The organism is Mucilaginibacter ginsenosidivorax, from assembly GCF_007971525.1.
In the GTDB taxonomy this organism is placed as follows: domain Bacteria; phylum Bacteroidota; class Bacteroidia; order Sphingobacteriales; family Sphingobacteriaceae; genus Mucilaginibacter; species Mucilaginibacter ginsenosidivorax.
In genome coordinates, this window is sequence record NZ_CP042437.1 from 1,963,870 (window position 1) to 1,981,460 (window position 17,591).

At 43.0% G+C, this 17,591-nt stretch carries 19 protein-coding genes and 1 tRNA gene; 5 read left to right on the forward strand and 15 right to left on the reverse strand.

What is annotated here, in order from left to right:
* Nucleotides 1–84 precede the first annotated feature (84 nt).
* The 3 genes from FSB76_RS08300 to FSB76_RS08310 form a co-directional block, all read right to left on the reverse strand.
* Nucleotides 85–258, reverse strand: coding sequence for a spore protein (locus tag FSB76_RS08300; RefSeq protein ID WP_090652361.1), 174 nt, complete (start codon nt 256–258; stop codon nt 85–87).
* A gap of 33 nt (nt 259–291) precedes the next feature.
* Nucleotides 292–362: transfer RNA gene (locus tag FSB76_RS08305), tRNA-Cys, on the reverse strand.
* 50 nt (nt 363–412) lie between these two features.
* On the reverse strand, nt 413–1,162 hold the full coding sequence (locus tag FSB76_RS08310; RefSeq protein WP_147053131.1) for a TrmH family RNA methyltransferase: 750 nt from the start codon (nt 1,160–1,162) through the stop codon (nt 413–415).
* Here FSB76_RS08310 and tamL point away from each other — a divergent pair.
* Nucleotides 1,153–3,561 (forward strand): translocation and assembly module lipoprotein TamL, encoded by a 2,409-nt coding sequence (gene tamL / locus FSB76_RS08315; protein WP_147053132.1) that lies wholly within the window; start codon nt 1,153–1,155, stop codon nt 3,559–3,561. The genes FSB76_RS08310 and tamL overlap by 10 nt on opposite strands.
* Nucleotides 3,562–3,715: 154 nt before the next feature.
* On the opposite strand, the gene FSB76_RS08320 is transcribed toward tamL, so the two are convergent.
* Together FSB76_RS08320 and FSB76_RS08325 are read right to left on the reverse strand one after the other, a co-directional pair.
* Nucleotides 3,716–4,249, reverse strand: a complete 534-nt coding sequence (locus FSB76_RS08320; RefSeq protein ID WP_147053133.1) for a hypothetical protein — start codon at nt 4,247–4,249, stop codon at nt 3,716–3,718.
* A 53-nt stretch (nt 4,250–4,302) separates the two neighbouring features.
* Complete coding sequence (locus tag FSB76_RS08325; RefSeq protein WP_147053134.1) at nt 4,303–4,797, reverse strand: TspO/MBR family protein; 495 nt, start codon at nt 4,795–4,797, stop codon at nt 4,303–4,305.
* A gap of 125 nt (nt 4,798–4,922) precedes the next feature.
* Here FSB76_RS08325 and FSB76_RS08330 point away from each other — a divergent pair, with 125 nt between their 5' ends.
* A complete protein-coding gene (locus FSB76_RS08330; RefSeq protein WP_147053135.1) occupies nt 4,923–5,285 on the forward strand; it encodes a cupin domain-containing protein in 363 nt (120 codons plus the stop codon).
* Nucleotides 5,286–5,409: 124 nt separating this feature from the next.
* Here the strand turns inward: FSB76_RS08330 and FSB76_RS08335 are convergent, their stop codons facing one another.
* Complete coding sequence (locus FSB76_RS08335; protein ID WP_147053136.1) at nt 5,410–5,826, reverse strand: hypothetical protein; 417 nt, start codon at nt 5,824–5,826, stop codon at nt 5,410–5,412.
* A gap of 129 nt (nt 5,827–5,955) precedes the next feature.
* Here FSB76_RS08335 and purU point away from each other — a divergent pair, with 129 nt between their 5' ends.
* A complete protein-coding gene (gene purU, locus FSB76_RS08340; RefSeq protein ID WP_147053137.1) occupies nt 5,956–6,783 on the forward strand; it encodes a formyltetrahydrofolate deformylase in 828 nt (275 codons plus the stop codon).
* 135 nt (nt 6,784–6,918) lie between these two features.
* Here the strand turns inward: purU and FSB76_RS08345 are convergent, their stop codons facing one another.
* From FSB76_RS08345 to FSB76_RS08360, 4 genes are all read right to left on the reverse strand, one after another.
* The gene (locus FSB76_RS08345) at nt 6,919–8,379 is read right to left on the reverse strand and encodes a glycoside hydrolase family 30 protein (protein ID WP_147053138.1); all 1,461 of its coding nucleotides are present in this window, start codon (nt 8,377–8,379) and stop codon (nt 6,919–6,921) included.
* Nucleotides 8,380–8,675: 296 nt separating this feature from the next.
* Nucleotides 8,676–9,053 (reverse strand): chorismate mutase, encoded by a 378-nt coding sequence (locus tag FSB76_RS08350; protein ID WP_147053139.1) that lies wholly within the window; start codon nt 9,051–9,053, stop codon nt 8,676–8,678.
* A 254-nt stretch (nt 9,054–9,307) separates the two neighbouring features.
* Nucleotides 9,308–9,667 carry a hypothetical protein gene (locus tag FSB76_RS08355; RefSeq protein WP_147053140.1) on the reverse strand — a complete coding sequence of 120 codons (360 nt, stop codon included), beginning with the start codon at nt 9,665–9,667 and terminating at the stop codon, nt 9,308–9,310.
* A gap of 350 nt (nt 9,668–10,017) precedes the next feature.
* Nucleotides 10,018–10,437 (reverse strand): pentapeptide repeat-containing protein, encoded by a 420-nt coding sequence (locus tag FSB76_RS08360; RefSeq protein WP_147053141.1) that lies wholly within the window; start codon nt 10,435–10,437, stop codon nt 10,018–10,020.
* A 172-nt stretch (nt 10,438–10,609) separates the two neighbouring features.
* On the opposite strand from FSB76_RS08360, the gene FSB76_RS08365 reads away from it, so the two are divergent.
* Nucleotides 10,610–10,957 (forward strand): hypothetical protein, encoded by a 348-nt coding sequence (locus tag FSB76_RS08365; protein WP_147053142.1) that lies wholly within the window; start codon nt 10,610–10,612, stop codon nt 10,955–10,957.
* On the opposite strand, the gene FSB76_RS08370 is transcribed toward FSB76_RS08365, so the two are convergent.
* From FSB76_RS08370 to FSB76_RS08390, 5 genes are all read right to left on the reverse strand, one after another.
* On the reverse strand, nt 10,958–11,527 hold the full coding sequence (locus tag FSB76_RS08370; protein ID WP_225976450.1) for a pyridoxamine 5'-phosphate oxidase family protein: 570 nt from the start codon (nt 11,525–11,527) through the stop codon (nt 10,958–10,960). It lies immediately after the preceding gene.
* Between the two features lie 447 nt (nt 11,528–11,974).
* The gene (locus FSB76_RS08375; RefSeq protein WP_158642865.1) at nt 11,975–14,488 is read right to left on the reverse strand and encodes a KAP family P-loop NTPase fold protein; all 2,514 of its coding nucleotides are present in this window, start codon (nt 14,486–14,488) and stop codon (nt 11,975–11,977) included.
* Between the two features lie 644 nt (nt 14,489–15,132).
* Nucleotides 15,133–15,606, reverse strand: a complete 474-nt coding sequence (locus tag FSB76_RS08380) for a hypothetical protein (protein WP_147053144.1) — start codon at nt 15,604–15,606, stop codon at nt 15,133–15,135.
* A gap of 65 nt (nt 15,607–15,671) precedes the next feature.
* Complete coding sequence (locus FSB76_RS08385) at nt 15,672–16,073, reverse strand: hypothetical protein (RefSeq protein WP_147053145.1); 402 nt, start codon at nt 16,071–16,073, stop codon at nt 15,672–15,674.
* 160 nt (nt 16,074–16,233) lie between these two features.
* Nucleotides 16,234–16,440, reverse strand: a complete 207-nt coding sequence (locus FSB76_RS08390) for a hypothetical protein (protein WP_147053146.1) — start codon at nt 16,438–16,440, stop codon at nt 16,234–16,236.
* Nucleotides 16,441–16,758: 318 nt separating this feature from the next.
* Here FSB76_RS08390 and FSB76_RS08395 point away from each other — a divergent pair, with 318 nt between their 5' ends.
* A complete protein-coding gene (locus FSB76_RS08395; RefSeq protein WP_147053147.1) occupies nt 16,759–17,442 on the forward strand; it encodes a hypothetical protein in 684 nt (227 codons plus the stop codon).
* Nucleotides 17,443–17,591: the final 149 nt, after the last annotated feature.

Genomic DNA, 17,591 nt, shown 5'->3' on the forward strand with positions numbered 1-17,591 from the left:
GACATAAAAAAAATCCCACCGGTTTCTGAAACCAGCAGGATTTATAAGATCTTTTTAAGCGCCAGGCGCCTGAAAACAGATAGATTATTTACCGGCAGCGATAGCTAAAGCTTCGTTGTTTTTTTGGATTTGGTTGCCTTTTTTCTCGGCAGAACGGCTTCCGTACTCAAGGTTAGTAGCCAGTTTTAAAAACTGAACTTCTAAACGTGAAGTAGTTTTATTTTTTCTATCTTTTCTTTTTAAACGTGTAACGCCCATGGTGTTGTTATTTTAATGTTTTTAATACCCTTGAGGTCGGGAGCGGATTCGAACCGCTGTAAAAGGTTTTGCAGACCTCTGCCTAGCCACTCGGCCACCCGACCCTAATTTTAGGATTGCAAAAATAGTAATTTATTTATTGCAATGCCAATATTTATTTCATTGAATTTCTTTTTATTTCAGAACATAGTATGGCAGTTGCTATTGCCACATTCAATGACTCGGCATGGCCTGCCCTCGGGATGGTTATTTTAGTTGTTATTAACCGCTCAATATCAGCGCTTATGCCGTTGCCTTCGTTACCCATTACCAATAATCCTTCGGTGCCAAAAGGAGTGTTGTAAATATTTTCGCCATCCAGCATCGCGCCAAATATCGGCAATTTAATTTGTGGCAGCGCTTGCGCCAGGTTGGTATAATGCACATTTACACGCGCCAACGAGCCCATAGTGGCCTGCACTACTTTGGGGTTGTATACGTCAACGGTATCCTCGCTACATACAATATCATTAATACCAAACCAATCGGCAGTGCGAATAATGGTACCCATATTGCCCGGGTCCTGTATATTATCCAGGACCAAAGAAAACCTTTGTTTAAGGCTATCATAATTTAAAGTTGGCCATATTGGTATTTTAACCAAACCAATTACCTCCTGCGGCGTTTTCAAAGTGCTGATTTTTTCGATATCCTTCGCCGAAATCTCCTGAAAGTTTATTTTTCGGGATAAATTCAGCATTTTTGGGGCAATTGCGCCGGTATGGTATACCGTATCAACCTGGTAACGCGAACCTGTAAATTCAACAACTGATTTATAGCCTTCAACCAGGAAAAAACCATGCTCCCTGCGAAATTTTTTATGTTGTAAGGATGTTAATAAACTGATTTGTGATTTTGAAAGCATACAAAAAACCTGCTGGTTACCGTCTTGCAATATTAAGTATTTTACTGCTCATAATAGGCTCGGGCTGTAGCCTTACCCGCGGCATTGGCAAAAATCAAACCCTGGTGCGTAAAATTACCATCAAAGGTATTGACGAACAGTTTGAAGAAGCCGCGTTAAATTATGTTGATAAAGAACAGCAGCCCAATAACAAGCTAAACCTGCAATTTTATTATTGGTTTAGCAACCATGGCAAACGCAACATAGGCGAAGCACCTACCTTACTTGATAGCAACCTGGTTGAGTACTCGCGTTTCCAGATGGAAAAGTTCATCCAAAACCGTGGTTATTTAAAAGCAAAAGTTACTGATAGTGTTATCATCAAAAAGCAACGCGCCGAAATAGTTTTTACCACTGTAGAAGGCCCGATGTTCCACATCCGTAAGCTGGTTGATAGCATCCCGGATAAAAACATTGCCAACCTTTACCACGCCAACCGTAACAGCATGTCGCACATACAACCCGGCGGGCGTTTTGACATGGATAGCCTGGCGCATGACCGCGATGAACTTTACCTGCTGATGAAACGTAATGGCTATTTTGATTTTTACCGCCAGTACGTAAACTTCACCTACGATTCTACCTTCAACAGCAGCGTGGTTGATATTAAAATGATGATTGATAACCCGGCAGGTAAAACAGAACACCCGGTTTATAAAATTAATAATACGCTGATAACCATATCTGCCAGTAATGGCAAAACAACCGGCAAAGCCGATACCTTGCAGGTCGATTCGCAATTCAGGTATGTAGATTTCTCGCATCGGTTTAAATCGCGGGTGGTAACTGATTATACTTTCCAAAAAAAGGGCCAGTTATATAACATCGATAAACAAACTTTAACTACAACCCGACTTTCGGAGTTAAATGTTTTCCGGAATGTGCCCAACCCCACCTATGAAAAACTGGGCGATAGCACACACCGCCTGAATACCAAAATTGACATTATTCCGCTTAAACACTATTCAGACCGTGTTGAGGGTGAGTTCCTGTTTGCCAATGGCAGGTATGGCTACAATGTGGGTAATACCTTTACCAACCGGAATCTTTTTAACCAGGCGGCCATCCTGCAGTTAAAACTAAACTGGAGCATTTTGTTTGATAACGGAACAAATACCACAAATAATGATAATATACAAAACCAAGAGCTTAGGCTGGGTGCAAACCTCATTTATCCCCGCATCATATCCCCCTTCAATTTCCCGCTTTTAGGAAAATTTGGCGTGCCCCATACAACCTTCTCAACAAACTATTCCTTGTTTTATCAAAAAGGCCTGGTAACACGTCAAAGTTTTGTAAACTCCATCAGCTATGATTTTTATGAAACGGCGCGCAAGCTGCATACCATTACACCCATAAATATTGAATTTTCGAGGGGCGTTATTGACCCCGCTGCAATGGATAGCTTATTGGCCTACAACAGGCAGGCCTACATCAACTTAATTGGCCGGACTGTATTTACAACCGGTAGCCAGTATACTTTTCAGTATAACGCCATTGAATTAAATTCATATGATAACTTTTTATACTTCCGTGGAAGCCTTGATGTTGGCGGCAATTTCTTAAGCTTACTAAGCAACACATTTAACACGCCACGGGATGACTCGGGCCAGCGCAAATTCCTGGGTTATGTTTTCAGCCAATATGCTAAGACCGAGGGAGATATTCGTTTTTATCGGACATTAGGTGGCGAAAAACAATTCATTTTTCGCATTAATCCAGGTATTGGCATACCGTATGGCAACAGCAACCAGCTGATATTTGAAAAAAACTTTTACGGGGGCGGCGCCAATGATATGCGCGCCTGGCTGCCACGCACGCTGGGACCTGGCCAATATAACAGGGCTACGGCTTACTTTGATACAACAACAAATAAAGACAATCCGGTATCGCGCGCCCGTTTTAAATACCTTGACCAGTTTGGCGAAATAAAATTGGTGGCCAACGCCGAATACCGTTACAAGCTAATCAATAACTTTTTTGGCGCCAAGCTAAAGGGCGCTGTTTTTGTTGATGCCGGAAACGTTTGGCGCCTGGGCAAAAAAGCCGAGAGCCCGAATGGCGAGTTCAGGTTTGATAACCTTTGGCAGTCAACCGCCATTGGCGTAGGAACGGGCTTAAGGTTCGATTTAAGCTTCTTTGTATTCAGGTTGGATATGGCCTTCAAGTTTAAGGATCCGCAGTTTAGCGGCAGTGATCAATGGGTACTTATCAAGCACGCCAATGAACTGTTTAAATCAGGCAGCTTTAAAGAGGCTTATCTAAAAGCCAACGCCACCGGCGTTGATAGCAAAGGCAACGTTGTTGGCGATAGTTACAATTTTATGCAGCTGAACTTCGGGATAGGGCTACCTTTTTAATTAATGATTATCGATTTAATGAATTATTGAATTGAAAAGATTGGCTGGTTATTTAATTTGCAACTTATGTAAGTTGCCATTCAACAACCTCAATAGCTTCGATTCTTTTTCAAAAAGTCTTGATTCCTGGCTCTTGATTCTTGACTCTCTCGCCCTAAAGCATGTTCTTCAACCCGTCAATTATACTTTCAAAAAATGTAGGGATGCTGAGATTGTTGTGGTAGTTAAAATACAGGAAAATACAAAAGATGATTACCGCTATAATAATAAACCGCTTAAACATATAAGCCAGCAGTACCAATATAAGCGGTATGGCAACTAAAAGCACCCAACTGATGTGCCATGGGCTTAGTTTACTATCGTGCTTGTATATGTAATAAAGTATGGCGTGGGTGCCGGTCTCGTTCATGTGCTTGGCATACAAAAACGTCGACCGGTCTATTTTTTGGCGGTAAAAAGCAACCCCTTTTTCAAATTTAAGCTGATATTCAAATCCATTCATCACAAAAGTGAACAGCCCATTCACCTTCTCCTGCGTTACGCCCGCCGTGTCGGTTGCTACTATGGCCACCTGGTCAACCGCAAAAGGATTTTCTTTAACTACAAAATGGTTTATGGTTATTGCATCAGCAAAAACAAAACTGTGAGCTGCTGCAACTAAGCAAAATAAAAGCAATAATTTTTTCATCTTTCAATAAACCGTCAGTAAAATGTACGCAATAAAAATAGTGTTTTTTTACACTACTTATTCAGCAAATAAATAGCAGCGTTAAGTACCGCGGCAAAACTTACCCAAAGTAAATAAGGCCATAACAGCCGGCCTGCGGCTTTGCTAAACTTATAAAACCAGTTGATGTTTAAAATAATGCTTAGCCATAGTAAAATAATAACAATAAGGGCTCCAAGCACCTGGTGCAATCCAAAAAACACTATCGACCATGAAAAATTCAGGGCAAGCTGTATAAAGTAAATATTGCGCGCTATGATGTATACAGGCTTACGGCTGCGGTGTTTCCACACCAGGTAAGCTGCAGTAGCCATCATAATGTATAACGCTGTCCACACCGGCGCAAACAGCCATGGCGGAGGATTAAATGATGGCTTTTTGAGTGTGCTGTACCAGCCGGCAATTTCGGGCCTTGTAAATAGCGAAGCCACAAAGCCAATGGCCAGTGTAATTATTAAACTGATCAGGAACGGAAAAAATTGAAACTTTCTGGGTACGGCCGGGATCATCGTTTACTTAACCATCAAAAATGCAATAAGTTTGCCGGATATTTACAATACGATTATCCAAACAGGTATTTCAAAAGTCGCAAATAACTTACTTTAGCGGCAATTGCCAAAGCTGACAAAACACAATGATAAAAACTTATAAGCTATATACCGGAGCCGACGGGCACTCCCATGTACAAACAGGGACAGTATCCGAAGGTCTTTTCAACCAGGCATCAAGCATCAGGTTCCAGGAATCGCCACCGCATTCATTTTTTGATTGGCACAATGCCCCTGCCGAGCAGTATGTGATAACCTTATCAGGCACCCTTGAGTTTGAAACCCGCCCCGGCGAAACTTTTATTGTGCGCCCCGGCGAAATACTGATTGCCCTGGATACCACCGGAACTGCCCATAAGTGGAAACTGGTTGATGACCAGCCATGGCGACGAGCATATGTAGCTTTTGATGCCGGCCATGAAATAAATTTTGTACCGGACGGCGTGTAAAAAAAAGCCATGCTGGCCCGGCATTGCTGCCCAACCAGCTCCCTGCCTGCAAAACAATCATTTTGTCTTGCTTGCAGGGCCGGCGTTTTGCCCCGATAGCAAACCGGATGACCTTTAAACTTCTTTAATCGGGCCTAATTCTCACATACACGGTGCTGAAACCATCGGAAATGAACACATCGTTTTGGTATAAGGTATCGTTACGGATAATAAAAGCGGTAGGGTTTTGGTTATTAATCTTCAACAGGTCAAAAGTTTCGGTAGCCGAATATTTATAGTTCCTGGTTATCGAGAACTTACCCGATAAGGTAAGCGAGTCTTTTTTATACATTTTAAAAGTACTATCAGCACCATAAACCTGGGTAAATGAGTAACCGAGGCTTTGCGGTGTAAGTGTAACCCCAGCAATGCCGCCAACAGATTTTACCCAGCGCCAACTGCCTGTTATTTGGGTAGATGCCGGGACCGGCAAGCCATCTTTATTACATGAACTAACGCTGCAAAGTACCAGCGCGGCAAATAACAGGATAAAGTATCTCATTTTTTCAGGTTATATAATGCATTACGCAGGTGTTCAAAGCTTTGCTACAGCACATTACAATTTTTCAGAAAAATTATTTTATATAACTACTTATGTTATTTTGCAGCAAATTCTTTGTATCATTAAACCATGATTATAGTTATTCAGTGTAAAGACCAGGTGGGCCTGGTTGCTTACATAGCAGCCATATTGGCGAAGCAGCATTTAAACATCGTATCCATGCGCGAACACGTGGATCAAAACGAAAGTTTATTTTTCATGCGGGTTGAAGTTGATGATAACCCCGAAAGCGCACAACTGGAGCAACTATTAAAACGGCTGCTGCCCGATGGCGCCATGGTGCTGGTAAACCCCCTGCCCCACAAAAAGGTAGTAGTGCTGGTAACTAAAGAATACCATTGCCTTGCCGATATACTTATTCGCAACTATTTTAAAACATTGGGTGCAACTGTTCAATGCGTTATAGGCAATCATGCCACACTGCAAAACATTTGCAAACGCTTTGATATGCCTTTTCACCACATATCTCATGAGGAGGGCACGAAAGAAGAATTTGAACAAAGGGTAATTGAAACCGTTGAACAGTACACGCCCGACTATGTGGTGTTAGCTAAATACATGCGTATCCTGTCGCCAAATTTTGTGAGCAGGTTTCCTATGCGCATCATCAATATCCACCACTCGTTTTTACCTGCATTTATTGGTGCAAATCCTTACCGCAAGGCTTTTGAACGGGGTGTAAAGCTAATTGGTGCAACAGCCCACTTTGTATCAAATGAGCTTGACGAAGGGCCTATCATCGCCCAGCAAATTATCCCGGTAAACCATACTTTTACAGCAGCAACCATGGTAAAGGCCGGGCAGGAAATTGAAACCTCCGTACTGGCCAGGGCTCTTAAACTGGTTTTTGAAGACCGTGTATTTGTATCAAAAAACAAAACCGTAATTTTTGAGTAACAGCCGCCAGTCGTTAAATCCCAATATATCAAAGTAGTCTTTTTTGACTTTTTAATTTTGACTTTAAACGATAATGGTGGACCATAAATGATCCACCATACATCTGAGATTTAGTTGATTATAAAAAGATCTTTGTTACTCTACTACAAGTGTGGCAATGGAATGCGGCTGGCTGGTTGTTTTGGCAGCTTTACCTTTTATCCACAGGCTATATTCAATTTTTTCGTCGGTCTGGTTCATCACTATTACGGATAACTTGCCGTTAGGGTTTAGGTAAGCGGTAGTTAATAATTTGTCGCGGCTGGCTACGGCTGCAACCCGCCTGGCACCCGGTTGAATGTACTTGCTAAAATGCCCTAAATAATAGTACGAACTGGTATAAATAAGGCTGCCGTTACGTAAATCGGCGTGTACCGGTGCAAAACAAAAGTTACCAACGTGGTTAGGGCCGCCGTTTTCATCCAGCAGGATGTTCCAGTCTGTCCAGGCCACGGTACCGGCATTAAAGTCGTTTATCATCGCCAACCCATAGCGTTCGCCAAGCGACCAATCGTTAATTTTATTGAAGTCAAATTTTTCGATACAGCCTTCGGTAAAAATGAGGTTTTTAGCAGGGAAAGCCTCGTGCGTACGCCTTAACGATTCAAATTGCTGGCCCGCTCCCGTCCATGTTTCATACCAGTGGAAACCAATGCCCCATACATATTTGGCGGCTGCGGGGTCTTCAAGAATAGTACTGGCTTGCTGATATAATAAATCGCGGTTGTGGTCCCATACAATCAGTTTTTTGCTGCTTAAGCCCTGTTTGGCCAATGTTGGCCCTAAAAAGTTCTTTACAAAATCGCGCTGTTCTTCAGCTGTATATTTACATGATTCCCAGCTTTGCGATGCCATAGGCTCATTTTGTACCGATAAGCCCCAGATAGGGATACCTTCATTTTCATAAGCCCTTATAAACTTGCCATAAAAATTGGCCCAGCTTTGATAGTATTTAGCCAACAACTTACCGCCATGCAACAGGCTGTTATTATCCTTCATAAAGGCAGGCGGGCTCCATGGCGACGCAAATAAAGTAAGCTTGCCACCGGCAGCGGCCATAGCTTCTTTGATAAAGGGAATGCGGTAAGCCCTGTCATGGCTGATATTGAAGGTTTTAAGCGCTCCATCGCCCTCTTTGATATAAGAGTAGCTGTCGCTCGAAAAATCGCAGCTTTGGATGTTGGTACGGGCCAGGGTGTAACCTATTCCCTTATCCTTATCATAGTAAGCGGCTAACAGTTCTTTTTGTTTATCCTTAGGGAGCTTGTAAAAAGTTTCGGCAGAGGCATCTGTGAGCGCGCCGCCAATACCCAGCATGGTTTGAAATGATTTTGCCGGATCAACAAAAACAGATACTTCTGTTTCGCCTGGCTGGGGGCTATCCTGAAACTTTAAGGTTTCGGTAGTTTTAAACCTCATGCCCGGTTCGTTATCAGAAACTATAACACGTACCTTTTTGTTAGCGGTAGAAAACGGCACTTTAACCTGGGCATTTACCGATGGTAACTGTAGCAGGCCAGTTGCTATAAAACAGCCAATTATTACTTTTTTATTCATGGGTTATCTTAATTGGTTTACCGACGGGCAATTAGCCATTAGGGGACTTGGTTCCGGTATCCCAAATTAAGAAAGTTAATTTGAATAATGCAAATATGCACCGCAATAAATAATTGATTTATAGCAATTTATCGGCAGTTTGATACGGTTTAATACCAATAAAACTATTTTAAATATTGCTAATAATCAAACAGTTAAAAATTCGGGAACGATACCGTAAATATGTTTTGATACGCTAAGATACATTTGTGTATTTTATACACTCTGCAAGCCGGATTTTGGCCGCAGTAAATAATTTATTGGCTTTTAAGCTCCTCTTCAATCCGCAGGCTTTCTTTGTGGATGGCGTTCATCAGTTCGGTGATAAAGGTTTCTGAGAGGCCTTCTTTTTTGCCGGCAGCAACAGCTTTTTCAAGCACCTGCTTAAACCTGTCGGCTTGTAATGGCGCTATATTATTCTTGGCTTTGTAAATACCAATCTCCTTAACCACCCGTTCCCGCTGGCCCAGTAGGACTATGAGTTGCTTATCCAGCGAATCAATTTTATTACGGCTTATCTTCAGGGTTTGATCGGTGCTTTTAGGGGTCTCCATCGGTACAGATTGTGCGGTGGCTAAATTGAGGTTAAACAAATACATCAATAACAAAACTCCAAGTCGGGTAAGTATTTTCATAACCCAATTTAATAAAATTAATCTAATTAATTTGAAGATTTGAAAATGGAGGGTCAAAAACCAAGCAAAAATCCTCAAAAAAACTATACAAAACCACACAAATGATGCAAAAAAACACAACTAATTATTACTTTTCAGGTAATAAATAACAACATTTGGATACTTTTCAATAACCCTCATCGATTTAATCAATAGTTACAAAAAAACCGGACAGCCATGCCCGGTTTAGTTTGTAATGATCAACCGAAATCTGGCTACCTGTCGTTATTATGGCCGCGTTTAATCATCTCGTGGACGGCCCTGGCCAAAAACTCTTTTCCGTAATCGTCAAGGTTGGTTTGTTTGCCGCCGCCGTTTATTTCGTAAACAATCTTCCCATTGTCGTTCTCGGCCACCAGGTCATCACTGTTGATACTACAGGATACCGACCCATGGGGCGAAATAGCTTTAATGGCCTTGCCATCCTCGGTAAAGTAGGTTTGGCCGCGGTATTCAATCTTAACGGTTCTGCCATCGGCATTTTCAATAATGGTGGTGTGCCGGCCGCCAAAGCGGCAGGCTGTGGCCAGCAGCATAAGCCCTGCCAGGGCCATAAATTGTTGTATTTTTTTCATGATGATATGTTGTAAGTGTTGCGCTCATCACAAAGCTAATACAAAACACAGTACTATACAATACATAGTACCATATTTATTGAAAATAATTTTTTGCTGGTGATTAATTGCACATGACGTATTCCGGGTTCAAATAAACATTGGCATTGAACGCTGGCAACGACTCACCCGGTCGAGGCTACGCCCGACCACCCTCTCTCCGGCTGACGCCGCAAAGAGGGTTTTAATATTTTTATTAAATTTTCCGATCCCCTCTATGCGACGCAGTCGGAGAGAGGGGCAGACGGGCGAAGCCTCGTCGGGGTGAGTCGTGCCGACATGCGATATGCGTTATTCCCCGCCGCACTCTCCTACACCCTCCCATTCAGCAAATCTTCAATCAAAATACCGTTGATGGTCATACCCGTAATATTACAGTTGGTTATGGCTACGCCTTGCAGGTTGCAGTTGTTGATGGTGCTGTGGCTCAGTTCGCAATCATCAAAGCGCAGGGGGCGTTGTTTGGCTGCGGGGTTGTATGCGGGGTGTCCTTCGGGCGGCATACCAATATTGTGAATGTAGGCGCCGCCAAGCTGCGCGCCTTCAATCTCCAGGTCGCTTAGGTTGGCATTGGTAATCTTAAGTTTGCTCAGGTCAACGTCGTTAAAGCTGGCGTTGCTCATTTTAAGCATTACAAATGTCGATCCATCCAGGTGCGCGTATTTGGCATCAATTACTTTGGTGGTTTCGATGATGTTAACCTTGTCCGGCTGAGTGTTTGAACTTTCCATAATATTTTTTTGTTCATCGAATTTACAAAGGAGTACAACTAATGGCAACGGCCGGCTCAGACATTTTAGCGGTACTTTTGCGACAATTGATGCGTTATAATTTGTTGGATGCTAATATGTACCCACATAAAACTATTTAGTATTCAAAGCGTTAAGCTGAAACAAAGCAATTATGAAACCGATATTTTTTACGTTAACCAACAAGCTAAGGCTGATGGTAATACCCGATACCGAAGCGCACCTGGACGGACACCCGGTAATTAGTTATACCTATAGCCTGTTTATAGACAGGGACAAGGGCCACGAAGAACAAGTTTTAGATAAATTGAGCACCCTGCATTTAGACAAAATTATCGACCCGGATTACTTAGGCTTTGTTGCCTTTGAACAGCCGGCCAACGTTTTCTCCTACACAGCGGGCCAGCACGAATTAAGCATTGCAGAAGTTGAAGAAGTAATTGAACTGCTAACCAAATTCAGGGATAACCCAACCCTTTGGCATCCAATTGACGATATGTAATTAATGCAGCGCCGTTGGCAACCCATCAAGGCTTACCAGGTTTTTTTCTTTTTTATAGGCCTCCAACCCTTCGGCGCCTTTATTGGCGGCCCATTTATAAGCCTGGTCGCGCTCGCCTTCATAGCTGTAGTAGGGTACGCTAAAGCCGCACGATGTTTGCACCTGGTAAACGTTGGCCACAATAATTTGCCGGGTTGATAGCAGGATATCAAAATGCGGGGCCAGCAGCGGCCATTCTTCATCGCCGGGCAGCACGGTATAGCCATTGCCATATAAACGCAGAATATTTGGCGGCCCCTCAAAGGCGCAAAACATAAAAGTGATTCGGCCATTTTCCAGGAGATGGGCCGAAGTTTCGTTACCGCTGCCTATAATATCCATGTAGGCCACCCTGGTTGGCGACAGTACCTTAAAGCTATCTATCCCCTTGGGTGATAAATTAACATGCCCACCGGCAGCAAGCGGCGCCGAGGCTACAAAAAACATTTTTTGCTTTTCAATAAAAGCCTGGTGAGCAGGCTGTATGGTTTCAAAAAATTTTCCCATAGTGGTTTCATTTTTCTTGTCCATCAAATTTAATAAATTATTGCGGCTGCCGTGCGTTTATCTCTTGTCATGCTGACGAAGGAAGCATCTATTAATGAACTTTTTTACCACCGGAAAACAAAGGAAATAATTTCGTCCTTACGTACCGGGCATTTTTGTCTTGATTCTTAATTCTTTCCCTGCCGTTGCCTGCGGCCCGCGCTTTACACTCATACGCGCACAAGGCATTAGGCGCTTGGCCGGTATCCGTTTCAATCGTTATCGGGGGTTTCGGGGAATTGAGGGGAGATTTACTACAAAATATTGATTTGCATGTTGCGAATATGTGAGACGTATGCACCAACTTGGAGTTCGGATAAGGTTGACATGATGACGCGCATCATACTTTTGGAAGAACGCTGATCTTTGGACAGTTTTTACAATTTCGCCAAATGCCCATCGGCAACTACCCATGCAACTTTTAAAAATGGATCAATTTACTTGGCCGCGGTTGACCACCTTGATTACTGTAAACTCAAAAGGGACCGCCTTCTCAAAATTTTGGGTAGCGAGCTGCCGGTAAAATTCGTCAAATTCCTTGACTGCCACACTGCTTGACGTATCCAGGTTGTTCAAGAAATCGCCAAATGCTTCATAACTGCCGAAAATTGTTTTAATGATACCACTAATATACATGTGGTCATTGACAAAGGGTGGAAAATCAATGATCACAGGGAGAAATGCATCTATGTGTTTGGTAATGGTCGCGATCATAATTTGATTGGCTTCCACCGGGTAAATAGTATCGCTACGATAGACACTTCCGCCGGTTGGTGTCCATTCTTTGTAGGAGCAGGCGTGATAAAGGTGCCAAAGATTATAATCCCAAGCTTTAAAGTTTTGTGTATAATCGTAAAACAGTTTTTGCACTATTTTTAGGCGTTCCTGTTTATGGATTGGAAATGAGTCATCAGAGCTTTTATTCAGGTGTTCCAAAAAGGTGCTATCGAATGAATAGGGTGATGTTGCCCCATCTAAAAGGCGCCGCAAAAATGTTGCATATTCATCCGACTTGCCATCATAAAATTGTTTGGAAATCCGTTTTTTATCGTCACTTAATAAGTCGGCAAGCTGGCGATTTTCGAAGCCATACTGGGCATCATTATCAGGCTGTCGTGCGAAGTAAAAGATACCTTCAACTGTCGTTTCGAAACGTTTGCGGTTTTTGAAGGTTTTGATTTGCAAGAACCTGCGTAGTACTTCAAAATTTAGTTTTTCCCTGTTCCATTCATCGATTTGTGTTTTAAGCTGTGGGAAATCGCTTTCAATGGCTTTAAGGAATTCGGCTTCTGAAAGCTTGCCTTCCAGTACGCTATAGGAGAAATATAGCTCGAATCGGCTGGGATGTACGACAGAAAGATGACTGCGAAAACGGGCTGTTAACATACTGACGCCAAACAGACCATCGATCAGATCGATTATTGGTGCAATCTCATGCTGCTCAACAGATAGCCGGGACGCGTTTTGCTGGACAAACAATTCAAATTCGCTGTGTTCATTAGTGAGATAAAATGGCTCCCCGCGCTTGTCACTGATGGTTTTAAGCTGATAGCCATCGGTACCATTATGCTTATCAGAAATATGTAGAAATGTGCCTGAGCGGCGATAAAACGCTTCGTAGACCGAAGGGTATTTGAGCCGGAGGATTTCCAGGCGCACAAATTCTGAAAATACGACCTCGGTTAACAACATATCCAGGTTTAGCTTGATGCCATTGCTAAGCCGGGTAACATCGCGCAGCGTTTCGATCCATCCTTCGAAGTAATTGGGGTAAGCTGACGGGGTGCCCACAATTTCTTTCTCGATGTTTTCATGGTAATCTTCAGAGTAATAAGCCTTGAGCAGGTCAGCCAATTTTCGCTGAATGATAGCAGGGTCGAAATAAGGCAGGTTAACTTCGATCTGAAATATCTTTTCTAAAAAGTGATTGTGGTTAAATGCGTTCATTGCTTTAATGGCCGTGAGTACGTAATCGCGGTCATAAGCAACAATAAAAAATGTGTTGCTGAAACTCGCCGTGTTACGAATGAGCCTGATCACTTCAGCGATCTCCTCCTTATCCAGTCGATCGAGGTCGTCAATGTAAATAATGATCTTACGATCAATGGCTTTGATTTCCTTATTAATCTGGTCGTACAGATCATTGAGAGATTGTTCAGGTAAGATAACGCTTTTCAGTTCCTTTGCAAACTTCCCCCAACCTTCGCTATGCAGACTGATCAGTTTATCGGTATAGGTATCCAGTAACTTAGGCAGCTGCGAGTGATAGGGCCGGGTCGCCCGTTGCACGGTATCGAAAAAGTCTTTAATGATAGCATTGGGGCTGAGCGAGTTCCAAGGGTTAAAGTCGATAACAATGATGGGAGACGTAACCATTTTTCGTTTCAACAAATCGAAAAAAGATGTCTTGCCGCTACCCCACCGTCCGTTGATACCGATTGCGATAGCCTTTTCAGGACGGCTTTGTTCAACCCGGGTAGCGAGTGACTGAACATAGGGTTCATAACCTAATAGGTCAGGCTTTTGTTTCCCAAGCGAACTGTCATCATCAAACCCTTTGCCGGCAATCAGCGGCTTCTTGGCGAAAAGCTGCCGTATTAATAAAATAGCGTTGAGGAAAGCGATCTCTATAATAATGTCTGTATAATAGATGTCCTGATGGCCTTTTAGCGGGTGCAAGATCCAAACATCTTGATAATGTCGGTAGTATAAATAGATCAGGCTGATGATTACCTGTATCAGGAAAGCTTTAGCTGAAGGAACAAAGCTGATGATGCGTGAAAGGAATAGCAATAACAAATAAACCGCAATAAGCCAAAAGATTATGTTGTCGATATCAGTTGAGGCCACTTTTGACAGAACGGGCGTAACGATGAGCAGGCTGGTAACTTCCTCGATGGGTTTGTGTAGTACTATCAGTAATATAAGCGGCAACCCATAGCTCAAAGCCGTTTTATGGGTAAGCGCCTGTCGTATACTGATCAGCCAGGTAAGATAATTTGATGACGTAGTTGTCTTGTTCATGGCAAGGTTGACCAGGTTGTTTTCCTGTAAATGTAAAAATAATCGACTTAATTATAATTCGGATAGTCATTACTTTAACATCACAAAATCGATGAGGTCTATTTGACGTTCTATGGGCTTGATAAACTGCCTGACGTCTTCTGCAAAGTAGAAGAGGTGATCGGTAGCCCGGCTATGACGAATGTCGCGGCGAACAGTGCCGGCAAACTCAGGGGAGCTTGACGCATACCGGGTTTTACAGGCTATAGCGTTTGCAAGACAAAGCCCCCGTTGTTCGAAGTCTCTGACTACCCCGCTTTCCATAAAGTTCTGTTGTTCGAATGTATCCGACTTCGAACTCCTATGTCTATCGTCTCCTGTCTACAGGATACCCAAACAATCAACTCAATAATACCGCCAATATCTGCAGAATTGAGATGCACTTAAATATATACAATCTTCGGTCGGGTAAACCAAACTACAGGCACAGAGGTTCGAAGTCGGAGACATTCGAACAGCAGAAGACTACGGACAACTGGGGAAATATTGCAAATAAAAAAGACCCTTTCGGGCCTTTCTTATTTCAATTAGTGTTGCTGTTGTTGAGGATGAGCCTGGCCCTGGCCATATTGGTTCTGTACCTGAACAGCACGCTGCTGCTGCTGTGACTGCATTAACGCTAAACCTGCTAACTGCGAAGCCATTTGGTTACCAATCTGCGACTGACCCTGCGCATAGCCATTTTGATTTTGCAACTGCTGTTGATATTGCTGCTGTTGTTGTTGAGCCTGAATTTGCTGCATTTGCAATTGCTGCTGCCGACCGTATTGCTGATATTGCTGTTGCTGGATTTGCTGCTGCCGTTGCTGTTGCTGCTGTTGTTGCTGGACATGGGCTTGCTGGGCGGCCTGCTGAGCGACCTGCAATTGCTGCAATGCCTGCATCGACTGCTGTATTTGTTGCTGCTGCTGTTGATTTAAAGGTTGCTGCTGCTGCTGCTGAGCCATAGACTTTAAAGCCAGCAAAGCAACTAACGACGCGGATAATATGATCTTTTTCATTTTTTTTAAGCTTTATTAGTTATCAGTATTTTTTTTAAGCAGCCTCCGGGGAGGCTGCTCCGGTATTAATGATGGTCGTGATCAGGCGCATCATGATGTTCATGCTCCTGGTGCTCCGACCGATCAGCATGATCTGAATGATCGGCATGCTCCGAGTGATCTGAATGCTCTACCTGACGACCATTCACCTCGCGGGTACCATCAGGGTGATCGATAATAGTAGTTGTCCTATTAGTGTCGTGATCACGGATGATCGTATTTCGGTCACCATTGGCCGAGGTAAAGGTTTCCCTTACCGAGCGGCCATTTTGATCACGGCCAACGTCTACCCTGGAGCCACCCGTGCCGTTGTAATGATCGCGGGCGAATTCTGCCTGTGATCGTTCCTGGGCAGACACGTCTGCCCTTTGTGCAAATGCTGCTGAACCCGCCAGCAGCAATAATGCTGCGATTATTAACTTTTTCATGTTTGGTTGATTAATTACCGCCTTTTACGGTAAGATTTTTATATTAATTTATTAAATAATAGTCAATAATATCTACTTATACATATTTCAATATGTATTTATTTAAGGTATGTTAAAAAATGAAGCTGGTGTTATTTGCTATTCAAATCATCAATGCTTTTTATCCAAAACGGCCATCTTTTGACCGAATGGAACTGGCTAATGCCTTGGTGCCCGTCCTTCCTCCGAACCTTGCCGGGAAAGACATTTTCAAATCCCGATTATCGCTATCGTTATTTTCGCCTCGACGGTAAAAATTCCCGGCAAAAAAACCAATTAAATTGCGTAATTCGCAGATTTTAAGATAATTGAAAACTAAAGTTTTCATGACTTGATAAATTTAACAGACCTAAAAGAAATTGATTAACAAAAATTAGAAGCTTGGATCGGGTGTAGTTTTTAGAAACTATAAATAGTTCCTCGATCCATTTGGTCCGGAGTAGACGGCATATCAAATCCCGTCATACCGGTACTCCAGCCATGTAGGACCGGATTGGTATTAAAGGTGATCGATTTTGCCATTTGTTTAATTGTTTTTTGTTGATGCAATAATAAGTAGTAAAACTGAAATCTCAAAATTTATTTTTATTTTTTTTTAAAATAATATCCAAATAAGAACTAATAGGTTGTGTAGTTTTGCGTGCTAATGAAACAAATGGTCAAACGCTTAAAAAAATGGAGAAACCGTTTACGTTATTATTTTACCACGCCCAAGGGAAAAGTAAGGCGCACCTGTTACCATGAGGCCGGGCATTACATGGCCGCCTGGCTGTTCCCACAGCTGCTGGGCGTGAATTATGTAACGATCGATCGGAAAAACATCGACCCGCAGTATCGCGGCGGCGTGCATATGAGCAAACTAACGCCTGGGCATGAAACCTGGCAGGAAGCGGAAAAGATTATGCTGGTGAACGTGGCAGGCATGGCGGCCACCACTATCTATAGCCATGGCTCGTCTTATGTCAGGAAGAAAATATCTTTGTTTCCAAACGACGAAACACTGGTGGATGCCCACGGCGGTACAGATGATTATACGGCAGCCATAGGAAACGCGAGAACAACGCTGTTTCACCTGCGTATCGATCCAGCACGGCTATACTGGCAGGGTTTTCAGTTCATGTGTTTAGCCCTGATGAATCCTGTGATCTGGGAGGCGTTAACCTTACTCGCCGAAAATTTATATACTAATGAAGAAAAGAAACTGACCGAAGCGCAGATTAGTGCTTTATTCGCCTCTAAACTGGATGTTAGTACTTTGGCTCATGCACGTATGGAGATATTGAACCAAAGGTATCCTTTAAACCGCCAAAATTTATACCGTTTATACTAAAGGCTTTTCAGCTTTCGCCAGACCCGCGCGAACATGCGTAAAATGATAAAAAAGGTTACCTCAGTAGGCTCTCTTCATTCCTTGCCTCAATAGTACAAGAGCCTCCCCCGCTGCCCGTAGTGTTCCGCTGTTCGAAGTCTCCAGACTTC

What these genes read in the sequence shown, in the direction of transcription:
- FSB76_RS08300 (WP_090652361.1), bottom strand. Translation starts at nt 258, where the DNA reads ATGGGCGTTACACGTTTAAAAAGAAAAGATAGAAAAAATAAAACTACT.
- FSB76_RS08310 (WP_147053131.1), bottom strand. Translation starts at nt 1,162, where the DNA reads ATGCTTTCAAAATCACAAATCAGTTTATTAACATCCTTACAACATAAA.
- FSB76_RS08320 (WP_147053133.1), bottom strand. Translation starts at nt 4,249, where the DNA reads ATGAAAAAATTATTGCTTTTATTTTGCTTAGTTGCAGCAGCTCACAGT.
- FSB76_RS08325 (WP_147053134.1), bottom strand. Translation starts at nt 4,797, where the DNA reads ATGATCCCGGCCGTACCCAGAAAGTTTCAATTTTTTCCGTTCCTGATC.
- FSB76_RS08330 (WP_147053135.1), top strand. Translation starts at nt 4,923, where the DNA reads ATGATAAAAACTTATAAGCTATATACCGGAGCCGACGGGCACTCCCAT.
- FSB76_RS08335 (WP_147053136.1), bottom strand. Translation starts at nt 5,826, where the DNA reads ATGAGATACTTTATCCTGTTATTTGCCGCGCTGGTACTTTGCAGCGTT.
- purU (WP_147053137.1), top strand. Translation starts at nt 5,956, where the DNA reads ATGATTATAGTTATTCAGTGTAAAGACCAGGTGGGCCTGGTTGCTTAC.
- FSB76_RS08345 (WP_147053138.1), bottom strand. Translation starts at nt 8,379, where the DNA reads ATGAATAAAAAAGTAATAATTGGCTGTTTTATAGCAACTGGCCTGCTA.
- FSB76_RS08350 (WP_147053139.1), bottom strand. Translation starts at nt 9,053, where the DNA reads ATGAAAATACTTACCCGACTTGGAGTTTTGTTATTGATGTATTTGTTT.
- FSB76_RS08355 (WP_147053140.1), bottom strand. Translation starts at nt 9,667, where the DNA reads ATGAAAAAAATACAACAATTTATGGCCCTGGCAGGGCTTATGCTGCTG.
- FSB76_RS08360 (WP_147053141.1), bottom strand. Translation starts at nt 10,437, where the DNA reads ATGGAAAGTTCAAACACTCAGCCGGACAAGGTTAACATCATCGAAACC.
- FSB76_RS08365 (WP_147053142.1), top strand. Translation starts at nt 10,610, where the DNA reads ATGAAACCGATATTTTTTACGTTAACCAACAAGCTAAGGCTGATGGTA.
- FSB76_RS08370 (WP_225976450.1), bottom strand. Translation starts at nt 11,527, where the DNA reads ATGGACAAGAAAAATGAAACCACTATGGGAAAATTTTTTGAAACCATA.
- FSB76_RS08380 (WP_147053144.1), bottom strand. Translation starts at nt 15,606, where the DNA reads ATGAAAAAGATCATATTATCCGCGTCGTTAGTTGCTTTGCTGGCTTTA.
- FSB76_RS08385 (WP_147053145.1), bottom strand. Translation starts at nt 16,073, where the DNA reads ATGAAAAAGTTAATAATCGCAGCATTATTGCTGCTGGCGGGTTCAGCA.
- FSB76_RS08390 (WP_147053146.1), bottom strand. Translation starts at nt 16,440, where the DNA reads ATGAAAACTTTAGTTTTCAATTATCTTAAAATCTGCGAATTACGCAAT.
- FSB76_RS08395 (WP_147053147.1), top strand. Translation starts at nt 16,759, where the DNA reads ATGAAACAAATGGTCAAACGCTTAAAAAAATGGAGAAACCGTTTACGT.